General features: G+C 35.3%; 16 protein-coding genes. 15 read left to right on the plus strand and 1 reads right to left on the minus strand.

The genetic code is table 11. The features are described from left to right. The 15 genes from D8991_RS07675 (at position 1) to D8991_RS07745 (ending at position 19,455) form a co-directional block, all read left to right on the plus strand. Entirely contained in the window at positions 1-9,183 is a 9,183-nt protein-coding gene (locus D8991_RS07675; RefSeq protein ID WP_120489544.1) for a SpvB/TcaC N-terminal domain-containing protein, read from the plus strand. A gap of 7 nt (positions 9,184-9,190) precedes the next feature. Continuing rightward, positions 9,191-9,535, plus strand: a complete 345-nt coding sequence (locus D8991_RS07680; RefSeq protein WP_120489545.1) for a hypothetical protein — start codon at positions 9,191-9,193, stop codon at positions 9,533-9,535. Positions 9,536-9,750: 215 nt separating this feature from the next. After that, positions 9,751-10,713 (plus strand): RHS repeat-associated core domain-containing protein, encoded by a 963-nt coding sequence (locus D8991_RS09060; RefSeq protein ID WP_262512170.1) that lies wholly within the window; start codon positions 9,751-9,753, stop codon positions 10,711-10,713. 4 nt (positions 10,714-10,717) lie between these two features. Further along, a complete protein-coding gene (locus D8991_RS07690) occupies positions 10,718-11,056 on the plus strand; it encodes a hypothetical protein (RefSeq protein WP_162926749.1) in 339 nt (112 codons plus the stop codon). Between the two features lie 82 nt (positions 11,057-11,138). Then, positions 11,139-11,630, plus strand: coding sequence for a hypothetical protein (locus D8991_RS07695; protein WP_162926750.1), 492 nt, complete (start codon positions 11,139-11,141; stop codon positions 11,628-11,630). A 178-nt stretch (positions 11,631-11,808) separates the two neighbouring features. Beyond that, positions 11,809-12,300 carry a hypothetical protein gene (locus D8991_RS07700; protein ID WP_162926751.1) on the plus strand — a complete coding sequence of 164 codons (492 nt, stop codon included), beginning with the start codon at positions 11,809-11,811 and terminating at the stop codon, positions 12,298-12,300. A 178-nt stretch (positions 12,301-12,478) separates the two neighbouring features. Next, entirely contained in the window at positions 12,479-12,973 is a 495-nt protein-coding gene (locus tag D8991_RS07705; protein ID WP_162926752.1) for a hypothetical protein, read from the plus strand. Between the two features lie 229 nt (positions 12,974-13,202). After that, a complete protein-coding gene (locus D8991_RS07710; protein WP_120489550.1) occupies positions 13,203-14,288 on the plus strand; it encodes an RHS repeat domain-containing protein in 1,086 nt (361 codons plus the stop codon). Between the two features lies 1 nt (position 14,289). Further along, on the plus strand, positions 14,290-14,820 hold the full coding sequence (locus D8991_RS07715) for a hypothetical protein (RefSeq protein ID WP_162926753.1): 531 nt from the start codon (positions 14,290-14,292) through the stop codon (positions 14,818-14,820). 90 nt (positions 14,821-14,910) lie between these two features. After that, a complete protein-coding gene (locus tag D8991_RS07720; protein WP_162926754.1) occupies positions 14,911-15,459 on the plus strand; it encodes a hypothetical protein in 549 nt (182 codons plus the stop codon). After that, positions 15,459-15,683, plus strand: a complete 225-nt coding sequence (locus tag D8991_RS07725; protein ID WP_120489553.1) for a hypothetical protein — start codon at positions 15,459-15,461, stop codon at positions 15,681-15,683. The genes D8991_RS07720 and D8991_RS07725 overlap by 1 nt, the downstream gene beginning before the upstream one ends. A 22-nt stretch (positions 15,684-15,705) precedes the next feature. Further along, positions 15,706-16,791 carry an RHS repeat domain-containing protein gene (locus D8991_RS09065; protein WP_245957208.1) on the plus strand — a complete coding sequence of 362 codons (1,086 nt, stop codon included), beginning with the start codon at positions 15,706-15,708 and terminating at the stop codon, positions 16,789-16,791. Further along, positions 16,788-17,360 (plus strand): hypothetical protein, encoded by a 573-nt coding sequence (locus D8991_RS07735; protein WP_162926755.1) that lies wholly within the window; start codon positions 16,788-16,790, stop codon positions 17,358-17,360. Before D8991_RS09065 ends, D8991_RS07735 begins: the two co-directional genes overlap by 4 nt. Positions 17,361-17,578: 218 nt before the next feature. Next, on the plus strand, positions 17,579-19,066 hold the full coding sequence (locus D8991_RS09070; protein ID WP_262512164.1) for an RHS repeat domain-containing protein: 1,488 nt from the start codon (positions 17,579-17,581) through the stop codon (positions 19,064-19,066). 5 nt (positions 19,067-19,071) lie between these two features. Further along, a complete protein-coding gene (locus tag D8991_RS07745; RefSeq protein ID WP_120489555.1) occupies positions 19,072-19,455 on the plus strand; it encodes a hypothetical protein in 384 nt (127 codons plus the stop codon). Positions 19,456-19,519: 64 nt separating this feature from the next. On the opposite strand, the gene D8991_RS08970 is transcribed toward D8991_RS07745, so the two are convergent. Further along, positions 19,520-19,714 (minus strand): hypothetical protein, encoded by a 195-nt coding sequence (locus D8991_RS08970; protein ID WP_221407581.1) that lies wholly within the window; start codon positions 19,712-19,714, stop codon positions 19,520-19,522. Between the last annotated feature and the right edge of the window lie 2 nt (positions 19,715-19,716).

The following is a 19,716-nucleotide window of genomic DNA, read 5'->3' on the forward strand; positions in this document are numbered from 1 at the left end:
ATGAAAAAAAACGCCTTTCTATATATTATCATTCTTCTCCTCTTTACCAGCGGGCTGGTCGCAACCCCTTGGGCAAAGTCTGTGCTTTCCAATATTGATAAAAACCCTACTCTCCTCTCCCTTATCAAAGGCGAGAAAACTCCAAATAATAAACAAAAATACACTGGAGATATTAATGATATTGAGCACCCATCTGCTACTCATTTTCAGCAAAAAATATTTAGAAAGTCTGCTAATACTATTAACTACAAAGGACTATCCATCAACATACCCGAATATGCTATCAAGAGAGACCTTAGACTTTCTATTATCAACCTAATGGAAAGTAATCTGCATCTCCCTCCTAATATTGTTAATCTAACAAAAGAGGCTGCTGGCTATCGGATTCTTCCTCAAAATATCAAACTCCAAAAAGAGATTCAAGTCGCTATCTCTTATGATAAAACCAAAATCCCCGATGGATATACCGAAAAAGATATTGATATTTTCATCTTTGATAAAGAAACTAAAAACTGGAAAAAACTTCAAAGGGATAAAATAGAAGCAGGTTCAGACAGAGTAAGTGCAAAAACTAATGGTTTCTCTGACTTTATTGCTGGGATTATTAAACAACCTGAGTCTCCCGATACCTCAGGCTTCACACCAACAAGCATTAGCGGACTAAAAGCCTCTGAACCTTTCGTGGGTATAGAAACTATTGCTCCACCTACAGCAAACTCAGAAGGAAGTGCAAGCACCTCATTTAATATACTCCTTCCTAAAGGGAGAGCAGGAATGCAACCCTCACTCACCCTCTCTTATGGGCACGAAAATGGACATTCCTGGCTCGGTACAGGCTGGAATCTTTCTTTACCTTCCATTAATATAGATACACGGTGGGGAGTGCCGAGATATGATACTCAAAAAGAAACTGAATCTTATACCCTCTCTGGTGAAGAACTCCTACCTAATGCTCATAGACAGGACTGGGAAGACAGAACCTCCGACAAACAATTTTTCCCAAGGCACGAAGGAGGATTTAATAAAATCATACGAAAAGGAAACTCTCCCCAAAACTATCTTTGGCTGATTAACTCAAAATCTGGAGCTACAACTACCTATGGTGGAAATGGGGCACAACTCAAAGATGCCTCTGGAAATATCGGCTACTGGGCTATAGCCAAACAGGAAGATCTTAAAGGAAATACCATCTCCTATGAATATATTGAGGAAAACGGTGCCCTCTACCCTAAAACCATCTACTACACAGGAAAAGCTGGTGATAAAGGTGCATACTCCATTCATTTTATTACCGAAGGAGGAAGAGAAGATGTACAAATCTCTGGAAGACTTGGATTTAAGCAGGAATTTAATAAACTCCTGAAAAGAATTGAAATTAAATATCAAGATCAGCTCATCAGAGCTTATGAATTTGTATACAAAGAAGGGCAATTCCATAAAACACTCCTCACAGAAATTAAATCTCTCGATGCTAAAAATAACCTCTTTTACTCCCATAAACTCGACTACTACGATGATGTAAAAGAAAAAGGTCTCTTCTCAGATATCCAAAAATGGGAAACACCAAAGGATGACCTTAAGTATACTTTCTTGGGTATTGATGGCTTTTCGGGCAAGCCTACCTTGGCAGGAACATCAAGATCTGAAAGTGGGGGTGTAAACTTTAGACTGGGAATAGGAATACCAGGTATTGGAAAATTTAATGAAAATACCATAGGAGGACACGGAGGAAGTGCCTGGGGAAAGACTGATGCCAAAGTAATACTCCAAGACATAGATGGAGACAATCTGCCAGATAAAATCTTTATAAAAGATGATAAAGTCTATTATCATAAAAATTTATCCGCATCTGGGAAAAATGGATTCTCTACCGAAAGCATACAAATAAATCTCCCTCACTTGGGGAAAACCAAGTCTAACACCTATAATTTCGGAGCCAGCCTTCAACTTAACGGAAAAATAGCGGTAAATGTAGGGTATGACAGGCAAATATCCAGAAGCAGAACTGAAAGCTACTTTATGGATTTTAATGGAGATGGTCTCGTAGATTTCGCGAATAATGGCATCGTTTATTATAATAGACTCATCAATGGTGTTCCTCACTTTGAAAACAGCAGTACTAGAACTCCTTTCCCTATTAATGCAAGCAGTGCTCCTCTATCATCTGGTGGGCACACTTCGATAGATAAAGACAGCTTGAAACTTATCAATCCTCTACACGATGTTGTAAGAACTTGGACGGCTCCCCATTCTGGATTTATTAAAATTAAACATCAATATAAACTCTTAGAAAACCATTCTCAAGAAAGACAAAAATATAAGAAAAATGATGGCTCCCCAAAAGCTGATGGAGTAAGATTATTTGTACAGCACAAAGACTCCCTTCTTTGGAAAGAAGATATCTCAGCAGATGACTACACCCTAAAAACCAGAAAAGATTCTCTCCAAATAGAAAAAGGAGAAACTCTATTTTTCAGATTGTCATCAAAATATGATGGCAATTATGACCTGACTTCTTGGACGCAGCAAATATCCTACTCACTAATCAACGACCAAAAAGACTATAATGGTCTTGACTTAAAAAACTACTCATCCGTTAGCGACAGCCTTTCTTCGGCCGTTAAAGTTTATACATTTACAGAAGCTTCTCAGCCTAAGCTCAAAGGAATATTCAAGAAAAAAAGAACTACTGATAAAGTCATTCTAAGGATTAATAAATACGATATTACCTTTGAACAAAAAACTACACTCTTTGAAAAAACATTTTCAGATGATGAAGGCTCTCTGGATATAAGCTCCCTTAATATAGGCTCTTTCGAGGCTGGAGAGTCTATAGAAATCAGAGTTGACAGCCCTACTGAAATCAATTGGCAAGACATTGATTTCACTCCAGAAATCTCTTTTTCCTCTTCATCTAATCAAAATCAAAACACATCAGTAAAACTTAATGTTAACTTCGGTATATTTAATAAAGTTGATGAGCACTATTTCCCTGTTCTTGTAACGCCTCAGCAAAAAGGAAAACTTAGGCTTTCCTTAGATATTCCTGATACAGCGCTACTCTCTAGCCTTGAGGGAGAAGTACTCCTCTCCGCTAAGCAAAACGGGAAGGTAATGTCTCGCCGTAAATATTCTATTAATAACGGTAGCATTTCCAATATTACACCTCCGCAGGAAATTATCAGAGACTCTATCGTAGCAAATAAAGATTTGTTTTTAGAAGTAAGTATTTGGAACAAAAACAAAGATAAAGGCATTGCCAGAATACTTAAAAACAATGAAATAGCTATTAATCTCCAAATTAAAGACTCTATTAAAATCCCGAGTAACGACCCTCGTTATCCAAATGAGAAATATGAAATCATTACTACAGAGCAAAAACACAAAAAATATGCTATCTATGAGCCTTTTGAAGAACCATACACCCAAACTCTCTTTGGAAAAGAATTCCGAAACTGGGGCTCTTTCATACTCAATGGTACCTTGGCTAATGAGATTATCGATAGAACAAGGCTCACCGACCACAAAGGAAACTATGACGATACAGATGATGGAAAACCTAATATAGACGAAAATAATCCTGATATAAGTTCTAACTCTGGAATGGAAACCTCCAAAGCCTACTTTATAAGAACTACGGCTAACTATCCTCTAAAAAAACACTTTGGACTTGAAGATGACATCTTTGTAGCACCAGAGCTAATGTCACCATCCAGATTAGGAGAAAATGACCTTGAACAGTACCTTGACTTCTCCCTCCCCAATATCCAAGGAGGAATGGGGCTTGCTCTCGCAATGATTAATGAAAGCAAAAGTCATTCTTTCTCAAGTGATAATTTAAACGCATCTCATTCATTAGGCGATGCTTTCGTTACCCAAACAATGGCTGACCTCAATGGCGATAGATTTCCCGATTTTATCCGCGGAAATAATGTACAGTTTACCGCTCCAAAAGGAAATCTCTCCTCGAAAACAACCAATATTGGCAACTTTGCTTCATCTAAGACCACTACTACTGGTAAATCTTTTAATGGCGGTTTCCAGCATGGAGAGCCCAAATCCTCTCTCATCACTGTAAATTATAAATCTTCAGGTAACCAAGACGCCAATAAGACAAAAAACTCAGTCTCTATATCCGGAGGGCTATCTGGAGGGAATGACCATTCGGAATACACCCACACCGATATTAATGGCGATGGACTTACAGACCGTATCTCTCAAAATAATGTGAGCTATAACTTAGGGTATTCCTTCTCTCAAAATAAAGAAATTAATCTTCAAAAAATTAATGCTGGATATACATCTAATTTTTCTGCTGGATTAGGATACTCCGCCTATGCCGGTTCCTTTAAAGGTGGGCTCAACTATACCCGATCTAATAACCAAATGCAAAACCAGCTCTTAGACCTTACAGGAGATGGGCTTGTAGATAAGGTTATCTACAAGGAAAGCACAATCCTCATCTATCCGAATCTTGGAAATAAATGGAGTGAAAACCCCATTACCATCCCTATAGAAAAATCAACTGAAAGCGTATCTGTAAGTTATGGTGGTAGTGCTGATTTCTCTATTCCTTTTAGTCTGTGGTTTATTAGATTCAGCATTACATCAGGAGGGTCATACGGTACAAATACCAACCGCTCCGAAGCTACTTTTATGGACATCAATGGAGATGGGCATTTAGACTATATCATCTCTGAAAATGAAGATGACCTGCGTGTGGCGCTATCCAATATCGGGCGTACCAACTTCCTCAAGTCCATTTCCAATGCTACAGGAAGTACTTTTGAAATCGATTACTCTTGGACGCCCCCTACCTATCAAAACCCAAACTCTCATTGGAAACTTGCAAAAGTATCTTCATTCGATGGGCATACTGGAGATGGAGAAGACTACTCTATTACTCAATATACTTATCAAAACCCTTACTACGACCGTTGGGAAAGAGCTTTCTATGGATATGAAACCGTAAAACAAGAAGTCTTAGACCCTAAAACATCCAAAGTCCTAAGGTCTTCATTACAGGAGTATTTCAATAAAGACTTCTACCGCAAAGGGCTACTCAAAAAAACATCTACTTTTGATAAAAACAATAAACTCATATCCGAGGCTCACAATGAGTACATCATCCTCCCGGTGAATACCTCCACAGGCAAAGTAGAGACTTCAAATCCGCTCTCTGCTGCGAATCTTGATTCTTCAGCCTGGCTGATGGCTAATACTCCATCGCTCTTTATAGCCCCTGTAAAAGAATATTCTAAAGTCTATGAAGGTCCAGATTTCCTCGAAACAAGCATTGAAAAATCATACGACAGCCACGGGAACATCATCTCCTATACCGATAATGGTAATGGCACCAATACCTCCAAAATCACCGCAGAAATTGAGTACCACGAAAGTGCTTCTCCTTACTTTGGCGGTATCCCTAAGTCTTTAGAAGTAAAAGACATCTACGGCACTGTAAGAAAACGAACCGCAGAAATCAACCCTCAAACTGCAGAAGTTACCCGTATCACACAGTTCTCAGATGCAAGTACCACTTCTTCTACCGAACTCTCGTATGACAGTTATGGAAACCTCTCAAAAATCATTGGAGCTCAAAACTATAAAGGCGAGCAATCTACCCTATCTTATGAGTATGATGAGCCTACCCATAGCCATATTACTAAAATTACTGACCACTTCGGTTATACCTCCTCTATAGAGTATGATTATCGTTTTAATACTCCTGTTAAAACTACCGACAGAAATGGCGAGAGCATCCTCTATACACTTGATGATAAAGGGCGTACCGCTTCTATTCTCGCACCTAAGGAAGCTAAAGCTGGGAAACCTTACACTGTAGCCTATGAGTATTATCCTCTCGAAAAAGTACCTTATGCTAAAACCTTAAACTACGACTCTCAGCATAATGCCAATATAGAAACTTATACCTATTCTGATGGATTAGGTAGAGTAATTCAAGTAAAGAAAACTGCTTCTATATTTAAAGCTAAAGACACTCCTGATGACATCAAGCACATCATCTCTGGAAAGCAAATCTATGATGCTCTTGGAAGGGTTACAGAATCCTACTACCCTACTACTGCACCTATATCCGAAAACTTTGAAAGTGTAACCTCTCCCCAGCCTCCAACAAAAAATATCTATGATGAAAAAGACCGCGTTATAGAGCAAATTCTCCCTGACCAGTCTTCCATCAAAACCCAATATCAAATCGCTACCATAGAACATTTAGGGGCAAATGAAAAAGTGCTTAAAACCACTATTACCGATGCTCTCGGCAGGTCTTCTGCTTCCTTTACCGATGTACAGGGAAGAACCCTGAAACAAGTTCAACCTACGGGTATCGAAACCCTCTATAAATACTCTGCTATCGGAGAACTACGCTCTGTAACCGATGCCCACGGAAATATTACCGAAAGTTTCTATGACCTGCTCGGTAGGAGAACCAAACTCATCCATCCAGATGCAGGGACTACCACTCTACAATACGACCCTGCTGGAAACCTCATCAAAAGACAAACTTCCCAAATACGGGAGCAAATGCCAGATGCAGCCATTACCTATCACTATGATTTTAACAGACTTAAAGAAATAAAATACCCTAAGCACCCAGAAAACAATGTGCGATACCACTACGGAAAAGCCTCCGAATCTCCAAGCCGAAGAGGTAGGCTCTGGCTCGTAGAAGATGCCTCCGGAGGTGTGGAATATTTCTATGGAAGCCTCGGAGAAATCACCAAAGAAATCCGAACCATAAGAATTACGCCTACCGATATTCAGACCTACATCACTCAATACGAATACGACTCCTGGAATCGTATTCAGAAAATGGTATATCCTGATGGCGAGGTACTCCACTACCACTATAACCGCGCGGGGAACCTCCAGTCTCTCATTGGGTTTAAAGACCCAGGGAATAAATCCGCAGGCACAAATCCACCAGCAGGAAGTAGCCAGCCACAAGATACCGACAAAGAATACATCTACATTAAACAGCAGGGGTATGACGAGTTTGAGCAAAAAGTATATCGTCTCTTTGGTAATAATACCGAAACCCATTATACCTATGACCCTATAATGCGCAGGCTATCCGCTCTCAAGTCTATAAGCATACAAAAGGGGCAAAACCCTATACTCTTCCAAAACAATACTTACTCCTACGACCTTGTGGGCAATATCCTCAAAGTTGATAATCAAGCTCCTGCTCTTCACAACCTGCTCGGTGGTGCCAGCTCATATTCCTATCAGTACGACGAGCTCAACAGGCTTATCAATGCAAAAGGTTCTTTCTCAGGAGAAATCCAGCAGGCAGACTACAGCCTACAAATGACTTATAACAAGCTCGGTGGCATTACACAAAAGGCGCTAAACCATAATCTCAATGGCACACCAAAAGGATATACGCTCAGCTATCTCTATAACGATAAAAACCACCCGAATGCACCGTCTTCTATCCAAGAACTCGGCAAGCCAAAACCTCGCTCCTACTCCTACGATGGAAATGGTAACCCTACTTACTACGACGAGTTTAAGTCCTTCCGATCTATGACTTGGGATGAGGAAAACAGACTACTCGGGATTAATGATAATGGGCGACTGCACTTCTACACCTACGACCACAAAGGAGAGCGGGCACTCAAAAGCAGCGGTGAGTCCAGCAAAGTCGTTATCAATGGGCAAACCTCAGCTATCATCAATCATACCGATAACTACACCGCATACATCAGCCCTTACTTTGTGGTGAATAAAGGGCGGTTTACCAAACATTATTTTGAGGGAACCAGCAGAATTGTCTCAAAACTCGGTGAGGGCACCTTTACCCAACCTGCACAAATCAATGCTGGGGGTATCAACTTCATTCGCCAGTCCGCCCTTATGCAGCAAGCACGCGATAAATACATCCAAAGCCTTGGCGTACCCCCTGGTCCGCCTACCCAGCACGGCATCTACGCCACCCCCGAATATACTGGGCAGCCCTACCCTTCCATCGATTGGAAAGAGATCTCACAAAACCAAGAACCACCAGAAGGATGGCCTCGACCTCCTAAATTCAACCCTCCTGGCGATGTACCCGGCCCTCCTATACAGTTCGGCGAACCTATAAAACCTGAAACTGCACAAGGCGGCTTTGGCTTCATCCCTAATGGCATCCGTGAAAAAAATATCTTCTTCTACCACCCTGACCACCTCGGTAGCTCCTCCTACATCACTGGACAAGACGGAAAAGTCTCCCAACATACAGAGTACATAGCCTTCGGAGAAATCCTCTTTGATGAACACAATACCGAGCACTCTATGCCGTACCTTTTCAACGGCAAAGAACTAGACCAAGAAACCAACCTAACCTATTTTGGGGCAAGGTATCTGGATATGAAAACCAGCCTTTGGCTAAACACTGACCCACTCAGTGGTTATAATCCTATACAAGAGACTGAGCACTATATAGACGGACAGCATAATAATGGGGTGTTTAATCCAATGAACCATAATACCTATGGATATACTTATAATAATCCTATAATATACATAGATCCTAATGGGAAGCAAAATTATTTTGCAATCAAACAAAAAGCAGAAAAACTAATCACTCATTCTTCTGCTGCTGGATTAGGAGCTTCTCATGCCGTTGCATCTGCATTTTCTCTGGGACTAGGAGATCTATTTAATTTAACTGAACCACCCAAAGGGATGACCAAAGAATATTTAATTTCATATTATGCTGGTAGAGCAATTGCAGATATAGCAATGATTTTAAAAGGTGGAGAAATAGCCTCTACAGGTGGTAGTGTAGCGCTGGCAACAGGAGCAGAAACAGCAGGTGTAGGTGTTATTGTCGGTGGTGGAACTGCAGCATATGGAGGGGGTGTAGCACTTACAGGATCTGTAGATTTAGCTCAATCAATAGTTGAGCTGGGCAATTTAGGAATAGATTTATATGAAGCTAACTCCCAAAAAGGAGGAGGTATTGGTTCTAAGAAATCAAAATCAGGTGATAAAATGGGGACTAACACACAAGCTAATAAACAAATAGATGATGTTGCTAGAAAATATAAAATAAATAGAAAAGAATTTGGTAAATATATAGAAAAATTAAAAAAGAATGAAGGAAGAGGAGGCGCAGATAATTATAGTTGGAGAGAATTAGAAGATATAGCGAAGAAATATAGCGAAAAATAATTTTACTATGGATATACAAAGAGAAAATGGTATTGATGAGATAAATTGTGTTTTTAGAATGTTAAATATCGATTTCGACCAGTTTATTGAGATACAACATTTTATTGTGAGTTTAGACTTAGACTTTGAGATTAATGAAGAGTATAGAAACATTATTATAGATATTAATCGGAAAGAAGATGTTTACACAATTATTAAATTATGTAAAAAATTTAATATTAAAAAAGGAAATATATATTGTTCTATTATATCATCTTATGATCATGGAGGTTTTAGACTGCCTTCATATATTATATATTTAATAAAAGAAATGAAAGAAATAGAATTAGACTTTTCGTTTGTAGTATGTTAAGGTAATATGGTAATGTCCCAGATGAGTTATTTTAATTATTGAAAATTCACAATAAAACCATAAAATAATTAAAAAGCCATAAACGAGAGGACACCGAACCTTCACCGAAGGATTACCGAAGGGACACCGAAGGGAGAGAGTAGAATGTAAATTATCAAATCCATAAAAAGAGAAGCAGATCTTTAAGAAAAATATAAACCCAGCATACGGAGTATATAGCGTTTGGAGAGGTGCTCTTTGAGGAACACAGCACGAGCAAGACCATGCCATACCTTTTCAATGGCAAAGAGTTAGACAGCGAAACAGGACTATACTACTACGGTGCAAGGTACTATGATCCAAAAGTAAGTATATTTGTAAATGTAGATCCATTAGTAGAGAAAACTATGCAACCTTATGCCTATGCTAATAATAATCCTGTAATGCTTATTGACCCTACGGGGATGGAAGGAGAGAGTTCTGATAGTACGGGGGTTAAGCAAAATAAAGATGGTTCTTATACTGTAGTAAGTGCTAAAAATGATGGTGATAATGGTATATATCTTGTGGATAAAAATGGAAATTATAATATAAATAGTAGTAAAAAAATTGGTAAAACAATGACACCATATGATTTTATGAAAACGAATGATAGTAATGGTAGCTTTGATGGACACATAAATATTACATTTAAACTAACTGATCTAACCGTTTCAGGAAAAGTCAAACTCAATAAATATACAGAAGCTTCAATTAGAAATGCCAATGCCCAAGAATTATTAGACTGGGGGCAATTACTGTATAACAATGAAGTTAAAAGATTAGCTCCTTCTACATTCTATGGAAAATTAGAAATATTAAGAGAGATGTCTGCAAATGGTGCTCCATTAGATTTTAAAAAAAGTTTAGGACTTAATCCTTATACAGCTATAAAAGCCGGAACTTCACAAGATAAGCTTCCTATCATTACCACTCTTAGAGCTATGGGGAATATGGTTTTTGGAGCAAATATGAAAAGTACAAAACCTGCATTCTTAGGCACTAAATGGTATTATAATCAAGTTATGCAAAAAGTAGGAGAATATAATCAAAGACAAAATAATGGAAATGGCTATAATTCTGGACATCCTTTTTACGGAGAGCATACTTACTCAGGAAGTTATATTTATTATGGTTATTTTGGAAAATTTTATAAATAAAAAAATGAGAAAAATAAAATTATTAACACTGCTACTATTACAAAACTGTTTCCCCAGCTTTGAGCCTAAAAAAGAGATTTTAAAGGAAGTTACTCAAAATGAAACAAAAATAGAGTGGATAGATCTAATTGGTACTCTTGATCAAGATTTTCCTGATTACATTATCATTAAAAAAAACAATAGAATAGATACAATTTGTGAAGCTCATAATATCAAGGATTTTACTTTAAAAAATAATACCATTACTATAAAATTTTTAGGTACTCCTAAGAAATATAATTATCCTATAGAAATACCTGAACATATATATGAATATAATATTAAAGTTGATACTATTAATTAAAATAATCTGCATTATCAAATATGTCCAATGATGGGACATACATCTATAATAATCAAGGAAATGTAAATATATCATCAGGAAAATGAAAAAGTTAGTATTATTATTTAGTTTATTATCGCTGTGTAATTCATGTTTTTTTATACACAAAGGAAGATGGGGAGATGGGATGTGCAGACCTAAGCATCCTAATTTTAAACTGCTCAAAACGCCATTTAAAGAGACCAATCTGCTTGTATTTGATAAGACTTATTTGGGAAAGTCGATTACTTCTTTTGCTCTTAAGTTTTACTCGGATGGGAGACTAATCTTCTTTACATCTCAAGATGGTTTTACTATAAAACCAATTGATACCTTTAATAAAAGATGGGAAAATGCTCCTAATATAGGTTATTGGAGAGTAGAAGACAATAAAATCAAGGTAGAATATTTTTTATGTGGTGATAGTGGTTTCTATGAAAGAAAACAAGGAGAAATAAAAGGAGACACTATTGTTTTTTATGAAAATTTTTATCATCCCTTTTATAAAGAAGTTCGAGAAGAGCGATATGTATTATCAGACATGTCATTTGAATAGCTAAGCTTCTCTACGAAGCAAAATTTCTATCGGGATGGAAAAATTTTTCCATCGAGACGGAAAGTTTGCTGGGACGGGACGAAAAAATGATTATCTTTGGATTGATTCATAAGAATGTTTCAAATGATGGAACATACATCTATAACAATCAAGGAAATGTAAATATATCATCAGGAAAATGAAAAAGTTAGTATTATTATTTAGTTTATTATCGCTGTGTAATTCATGTTTTTTTATACACAAAGGAACATGGGGAAACGGAATGTGCAGACCGAAGCATCCGAATTTTAAACTGCTCAAAACGCCATTTAAAGAGACCAATCTGCTTGTATTTGATAAGACTTATTTGGGAAAGTCGATTACTTCTTTTGCTCTTAAGTTTTACTCGGATGGGAGACTAATCTTCTTTACCTCTCAAGATGGTTTCACGATAAAGCCAAGCGATACCTTTAATAAAAGCTGGGAAAACGCTCCTAATATTGGCTATTGGCGAGTAGAAGACAATAAAATCAAGGTAGAATATTTTTTATGTGGTGATAGTGGTTTCTATGAAAGAAAACAAGGAGAAATAAAAGGAGACACTATTGTTTTTTATCAAAATTTTTATCATCCCTTTTATAAAGAAGTTCGAGAAGAGCGATATGTATTATCAGACATGTCATTTGAATAGCTAAGCTTCTCTACGAAGCAAAATTTCTATCGGGATGGAAAAATTTTTCCATCGAGACGGAAAGTTTACTGGAACGGAACGAAAAAATGATTATCTTTAGATTGATTCATAAGAATGTTTCAAATGATGGGACATACATCTATAATAATCAAGGGAATGTAAATGCAACTATCGGACAATGAAAAGTATATTATTAACAATAGGTTTGATATTATTTTGTACATCTTGTTTTGTGCATGAAGGTAGAATGATTAATGGGCAATGCCGTCCTAAAAACCCTAATTTTAAATTAACAAAAATCCCTTTTAAAGACTCGGACTTATTAGCATTTAATAAAATCTATATAGCTGATGATAAAACTAATGCTATGGGTTATGGTTTCTATCCCGATGGAAGAATTATATATGTGCACTCAAAAGATGGTCTGACATTAAAAATCGAGGATATAATCAATAAAACATGGAATAATGCTCCTGCAATTGGTTATTGGAGGATGGAACGAAATAAAATTAAAACAGAATATTTTTCCTGTTCAAATTCTGGAAACTATATTAGAAAACAAGGTGACATAAAGGGTGACACTATTTTTTTTCAACGAGATTGTAGGACAAGACCATTCAAGAAAAAAATATGTTATGATAAATATATTTTATCCAATGTGAATTTCAAATAAATAACAAAAAATTTCATCCATCAACAGATATCATATTTATTATATCTATCAAATACTTCCCTACCTTTACCCTCCCCAAGACCAGCACTCTTTAAAATACTAAGAACCTACGATATCCCTGCCATTATGTCACAAAAACAAGAAGTTTTATAAAGCAAGAGGTAGGAGGAAGGTAGGAGCGATGTAGGAGCTACATAGGAGAAACTCCCTAAAAAAAACATCTGCCATTATGACAGAAACCACTATAAAGAAATACATACCGTTCGGCGAACCTATAAAACCTGAAACTGCACAAGGTGGATTTGGCTTCATCCCTAATGGCATCCGCGAAAAAAACATCTTCTTCTACCACCCAGACCACCTCGGTAGTAGCTCTTACATTACTGGTAATGATGGAAAAGTCTCCCAACACACAGAATACATAGCTTTCGGTGAGATATTATTCGACGAGCATTCTAGTGAACACTCTATGCCATACCTCTTTAATGGCAAAGAACTAGACAGCGAAACAGGACTATACTACTACGGCGCAAGGTATTTGGATAGTAAGACCTCCCTATGGCTAAATGTAGATCCTTTAGTAGAAAAATATCCTAATATCTCTCCTTATGCCTATGTAGCTAATAATCCTATAGGTAATATTGACCCTAATGGGCGACAGATAGTAGGGATAACTAAAAAAGATGCACAGACCTTTAAGGAGGATATTCATAGAGTTTTAGCAGATGAAAAATTTGCAGGTGTTAGAGCATTGATAGATGTAAAAGGTTCAACATTTAAAAGCATTGATGCAAAAGCATTAGGTGCAGCTTTAGATGGAGTTTCCCTTAGTACTGATGAAAAAGCCTATATTGATATGGTAACAAATACTATTAACTCAAAAGAGGTACATAAAGTAGAATATTTAAGTGGGGACTTTACATCTTCTGAAGGAGCAATGGCTTTTAAAGACCACATGAATAAAACACAAGCAGGTGTTGGAGATATAATGCTTACTCCAGAGGGAAAATTAAGCGCTAGTATTATTGATGGTTTTGGAAGTGGACTAAATGTACCAACAAAAAATGGTTCACATTCTTTCATTGGTTCTGGAGTAGCAGGAAATGAAAGAGCTGTTACATCAGGACATGAGCTTTTTGGGCACGGGATTCCTTCTGCTAAGAATTTTAGTTCCAAAGCAAATAATGCAAATGCAATCCGAACAGATAATTTAATTAGGCGATTATTAGGTATGCCAGAGCGTGATGGGAGTAACCACGGAGGATTTGACCAAGGTCATATAACGGAACCTACGAAATTACCAATTACTGAATAAGATGAAAAAGGTTATTATATTATTTTTGGTTTTGTGTTCTTCATTTTGTTGGGCACAAAGTAGTTGGAAAAAAATGTCCGACTCATTAGCTATGCTTAGTAGAGCTAAGGCAGATAAAGTACTGATATATTTTGACACATTAAAATCTCCTAAGCTCTTATACTCTGTTTTAGATAAGAATTATTATGTTTTGATTAAAGACGAAAAGGAATATAAAGAATATTACCTCACAACAGATAGTTTAGGTAAAATAACAGAAGTTCGCCTTTTAGAAAAAACAAAGCGAGAAAACAAAGAACTGTCTCAACTAAATCCTTTTAAATTACAAAAGTATCATTCGGAATTTATAACCAATATACCTGATGCAGAATATCTGAGAGGCTATTCTTCATATTTTGTTATAAAAGATAAATGTGGAAAAAGATATGGGGAGTTTCGCTTACCAGTATATACATTACCACCGCCAATTGATGGTAAATTATATGGCTATTTAATTAGGCGATTATCAGAACAAATATCAAAAAATAATTAGATATATATAATAAAAAGATAATCAATATTTAATATAGAATTTAGATATAATAATACTCAAAAAATAGAATAATAAAAATCCTGAATAAATATGAGAGTATTAAAATTATTATTTCTACTAGTATTAATATCTTATGATAGTAACACAGAGTTGTTTTCAATTGAAAGTATTCGAGATTTTTCTATTTCTCCTAAAGAAAAAAATATTGATAATGAAATAACTGATATTTTAATGGTAGATTTAAAAGAATATGTATTTGTAAAAGTGGATAAATCTCAAAAAGTAGCAAAAATATCACTAGAAGAACTTCAAATTATCTATGAAAAATACTACAAAAAAGTAAATGCTTATACAATCGCATTATCAGGTGGAAAACATTCGGGATGGCTTAAGAATATGGAAAAACTTTCTAAAAAAGAAATTGAAAAAAGTATTTCTTCTATGGAGAAAAATATAGTAGAACACTCAAACTTAATAAAAGACCCTAAAAAGTATCTTAAAGAATATGGAAAAGGAAATTGGGATGAGCTTCATCCTAAACAAAAAGAAAATCTTATAAAAAATAAATGGCCTAAGGATATTGAAAGGGCTAAAGAACAGATAAATATTTTAAAAGAATTGAAAAAAAATAAAGAATAATGGAAAATTTAAAGTATAAATTATATTTACAAGATTTAGTAACTATATTAAAAGAAAGATTAGAAGATACAATAAAAAAAGAATGTTCAGAGTTTGATTTAGGAGTACAAATGGAGTGTTATAATATTTTAGATATTATAAAACAACAAGCAGAAGTTTTTAACATTCCGTTAGATGAATTAGGTCTTAAACATTATGATTTAGAAAAATTTATGAAAAAATAGTCTATATGTCCCAGATCCTCCTGTGCAGTATGGAGACCCGATTACGCCACAGACCGTAAAAGCAGGGTATGGCTTCATAGATAATGGAATAATAGAGAAAAATTTGTATTTTTACCATCCTGACCATTTGGGAAGTTCTTCGTATATTACAGACCGAGAGGGAAGGATAACCCAGCATACAGAGTATATTGCGTTTGGAGAGGTGTTGTTTGAAGAACACAGCACAAGCAAGACCATGCCGTATCTGTTTAATGGAAAGGAGCTGGATACAGAGACGGGGCTTTACTACTACGGAGCGAGATACTACGACCCGAGAGTAAGCATTTTCTTGAATGTAGATCCTCTGGCAGAAAAAACCATGACACCATATGCATATACGAATAATAACCCGATAAATCTGATAGACCCGACGGGGATGGCAAGTGAAGACCCTCCTGTAAAAAAATTAACTGGATCTAAAAACTTATTGATTTATATAAATGAAAAAAATGTTAAAACTGATGCAGAAGTAATGAAAAAAGAAGCAGGAAAATTTGATTTTATAGCGGTAGACAATATAAATGAAGTTCAGAAAGTACTCACTGATCATTATGGTAAAAATATTCCTGAATATGAGAGATTAGTTATTAGAAGTCATGGAGTTACAGGTCGGGGAGCAGATTTAGATAATACAGAAGGACAAGGCTTAGTATCTAATCCTAATAGTAATTTAGGTCTTAAATTTATTGAAAATCATTTAAGTAATAATGCAAATGTTGTAATGACAGCTTGTAATATAGTTTTATGTAATGATAAAAGAAATGAAGAACAAGTTAAACAAACAGAAAGGAATTACTCAGATTTTTTTGTTAAAGGTACAAATAGAAGTTTATTTTTGAACCTGGCAAAATCTACATCTAGAAAAATAACATCAGGAGGAGAAGCATTTATTTTTAACAGAAATTTACATAGAGATAATTATGGTGGTTTTGTCCAATATAGATCTGGAACAAAAAGTAAAGAGCTATATAATATATCAGTAAACTCCTCAGGAGGAATATTTAGAAGCCCTGTTGTATACCCTAATAAAGATAAAAACCCAATTGAATATAAAAAAGTAAAAAAATGAAACTGCATTATTTATTAATAATAATATTATTAGTAGCATGTAAAGACAAATGTAAAAATATAAAGATTTTGGATTTTCCTAAGGACATAAAAATAATGAGTTCTAATAAACAAATCTGTGATAATGAGCACTATAACTTTGGAAAACCTTTTGTGATGGAATATAATGATGAGAATTATAGCTTGTTTCATTATAATGAAAAAATAAAAATTTTAGTGGATAAAAGAGAAAATATCATACTCTGCATAAAAACTAATGAAGCCAATAATTTTGATATTATATTTAACTCTAAAGACCAATTTACCTATGGAATAGAAGAACTAATATTTTTAGATGAAAACTTAATTCCTCTCTATGCTATACGAGAATTAGGGATATATCAGTACACCCATGATGTTAGAAATAAAAAAATAAAATTTGCTTTGATAGATGATAATAAAATAGACTTTAATAAAATCAAATATAAAGATATTCTTAATATTTATAGAAATCTGAAACCAAAGAAAATTTCAGATAAAGAATATAATGAAAATCCATACTATACATATCCCTTTGCTTGGGAATGGTAGGTAATGTTTCAAATGGGTAATGTTCCAGATGTGTTGTTTTAATTATAAATAATATATAACTATCTGATAAACAGAACTAACATAATAATATAAAAATCACAATATAGACATTCAAGAAGTGTTGTTTTCATTATTAAAAATTCACAACTCCCTATGGATTGAATAAAATAGAAGAATAGAAGTTCATTGAAAGCATAAAAATAGGAGCACAAAGTAGGTTGCGTGAGAGATGGCAGCGGATACCCCACAGCCGTAGTTGTGGGGTTTTAGCATGGCTCACGGCGAGGAGTAATAGAGAGGGAAGAATAACCCAGCATACAGAGTATATTGCTTTCGGGGAGGTGTTGTTTGAGGAACACAGCACAAGCAAGACCATGCCGTATTTATTTAATGGCAAAGAGCTGGATACAGAGACGGGATTATATTACTACGGCGCAAGGTACTATGACCCTAAAGTAAGTATATTTGTAAATGTAGACCCATTAGTAGAAAAAACTATGCAATCTTACGCCTATGCTAATAATAACCCTGTAATGCTTATTGACCCTACGGGAAAAGAACCTGAAGATTGGGTAAAAAGGAAAAATGAAGATGGGTCTACATCTTGGGTTTGGAGGGAAGATATTAAAGCGCGTTATCAAGCTATAGAAGCTGGATATATTGATTATGCTCAACCTGGCTATGTTTATATGGCTCAGAAATCTTTCAATGAGCGAGCTCCTGTGAGACTGGGAGACAATGGAGAGTGGCATTTTATGGGCTTTATTGAGCAATTAACATATACTGGGTATCACGAAAATCCATATTTACATATTATTGACCATTCAAAGATACCAACAATACGAAGAACTCCAGATACTAATTCTCCAGAATATGCTATGAGTACTCCTTCTGGACGCCTCGCTTTAGCTGGATTAGAAGGATTAAAAGGAGCTACCACAGGTATAGCAACAGAATATGCTTTAGCAAAAATAGGATTAGCCACAAAATTATCTTGGTCAGGAAGTTCAATCGCTAGCGATGGAATAAATGGCTTGGGAGTACAAACAAGCTTTAAATCTATTCCCGTTACAAATACTGTTTCTTATGATATAAGTTTATCATCAAAAATAGATTTATTTCATAATTTTCCACTAAGCTTTGACAACTACATTATAAATAATGGTTCTTGGGCACAAAGAATAAAGGATGGAGCAAATTGGTACGAGATATCAGGAAGTATTAATGGGACAAAAGGAACTTATCAAATAGGTATAACTCACGGAAATAAAATTTTTCATAGAAATTTTATCCCAAATAAAAAAAATAACATTATGAAACTAAACAGTAAAGAAAATTCTTCACTAATTGAATTTATCAATCCAAGAAAAATTAGTAATGAAGAACCTATATCTATTCTAATGGGAGTACATATAACAACTGTACTTTTTAATTCTTTTGAAGAGATAACTATTGAATTAAGTGACTTAGAAGAGCTCATAAAAAACTTAGATCTTCTATATTCTAATAAGCTAAAAATTCTTTATTTTCAACATAATGATGATTATTTAAAAATAAAGTTTGAAAATGACAATGGGGAAATATTTATAAAAGGTTTTTTAATGGATTATACTTATTCTAACTCCGTAAACTTTTGCTTTGAAGTATCCCCAATAAATATTCTTTATTTTAAAGAAAAATTAGAAAAAAAAATAAATGAGCTTTAATAATAATGAAAAAGAGAATATTCAAAGCTGTTTTATGGGCTGCAATAGAAGATTATACTAAGTTACTACACCTTTTACCAGATATTTATAATGATATTAATGATAAATATGATATAAATCTTAGTATTGCTAAGAAGGTATTGCTATTTTATATAGAAAATGACTATATATCTTTATTCTATGAAAATTGGAAAATCCCTAATAAATTCATAAAAATACCAAAAAAGAAGGCTTTAAAATTAGTAATAGAAACATCGGCTTGGGAAAGACCAAATGATGATTTATGGGTAGTTACAAGTGCTTCTCCAAAAGGAGAAGACTTATATTATAGTGGGAAAATAGATGATGACAGTTTTATCCTTCCAGATATACTACAAGAAATTTTATAAAACAAGAGGTAGGAGGAAGGTAGGAGGAAGGTAGGAGCTACATAGGAGAAACCCACTAAAAAATTCAACTGCCATTATGACAGAAACCACTATAAAGAAATACATACCGTTCGGCGAACCTATCTCCCCAGATACTGCACAAGGTGGCTTTGGCTTTATTCCCAACGGCATCCGTGAAAAAAACATCTTCTTCTACCACCCCGACCACCTCGGTAGCTCCTCCTACATCACTGGGCAAGACGGAAAGGTTAGTCAGCACAC

Origin of the sequence: Bergeyella cardium (genome assembly GCF_003614945.1) — a bacterium.
In the GTDB taxonomy this organism is placed as follows: domain Bacteria; phylum Bacteroidota; class Bacteroidia; order Flavobacteriales; family Weeksellaceae; genus Bergeyella_A; species Bergeyella_A cardium.

Coding starts and splice junctions, on each gene's coding strand:
- D8991_RS07675 (WP_120489544.1), top strand. CDS start 1: ATGAAAAAAAACGCCTTTCTATATATTATCATTCTTCTCCTCTTTACC.
- D8991_RS07680 (WP_120489545.1), top strand. CDS start 9,191: ATGGATATACAAAGAGAAAATGGTATTGATGAGATAAATTGTGTTTTT.
- D8991_RS07690 (WP_162926749.1), top strand. CDS start 10,718: ATGAGAAAAATAAAATTATTAACACTGCTACTATTACAAAACTGTTTC.
- D8991_RS07695 (WP_162926750.1), top strand. CDS start 11,139: ATGAAAAAGTTAGTATTATTATTTAGTTTATTATCGCTGTGTAATTCA.
- D8991_RS07700 (WP_162926751.1), top strand. CDS start 11,809: ATGAAAAAGTTAGTATTATTATTTAGTTTATTATCGCTGTGTAATTCA.
- D8991_RS07705 (WP_162926752.1), top strand. CDS start 12,479: ATGAAAAGTATATTATTAACAATAGGTTTGATATTATTTTGTACATCT.
- D8991_RS07710 (WP_120489550.1), top strand. CDS start 13,203: ATGACAGAAACCACTATAAAGAAATACATACCGTTCGGCGAACCTATA.
- D8991_RS07715 (WP_162926753.1), top strand. CDS start 14,290: ATGAAAAAGGTTATTATATTATTTTTGGTTTTGTGTTCTTCATTTTGT.
- D8991_RS07720 (WP_162926754.1), top strand. CDS start 14,911: ATGAGAGTATTAAAATTATTATTTCTACTAGTATTAATATCTTATGAT.
- D8991_RS07725 (WP_120489553.1), top strand. CDS start 15,459: ATGGAAAATTTAAAGTATAAATTATATTTACAAGATTTAGTAACTATA.
- D8991_RS07735 (WP_162926755.1), top strand. CDS start 16,788: ATGAAACTGCATTATTTATTAATAATAATATTATTAGTAGCATGTAAA.
- D8991_RS07745 (WP_120489555.1), top strand. CDS start 19,072: ATGAAAAAGAGAATATTCAAAGCTGTTTTATGGGCTGCAATAGAAGAT.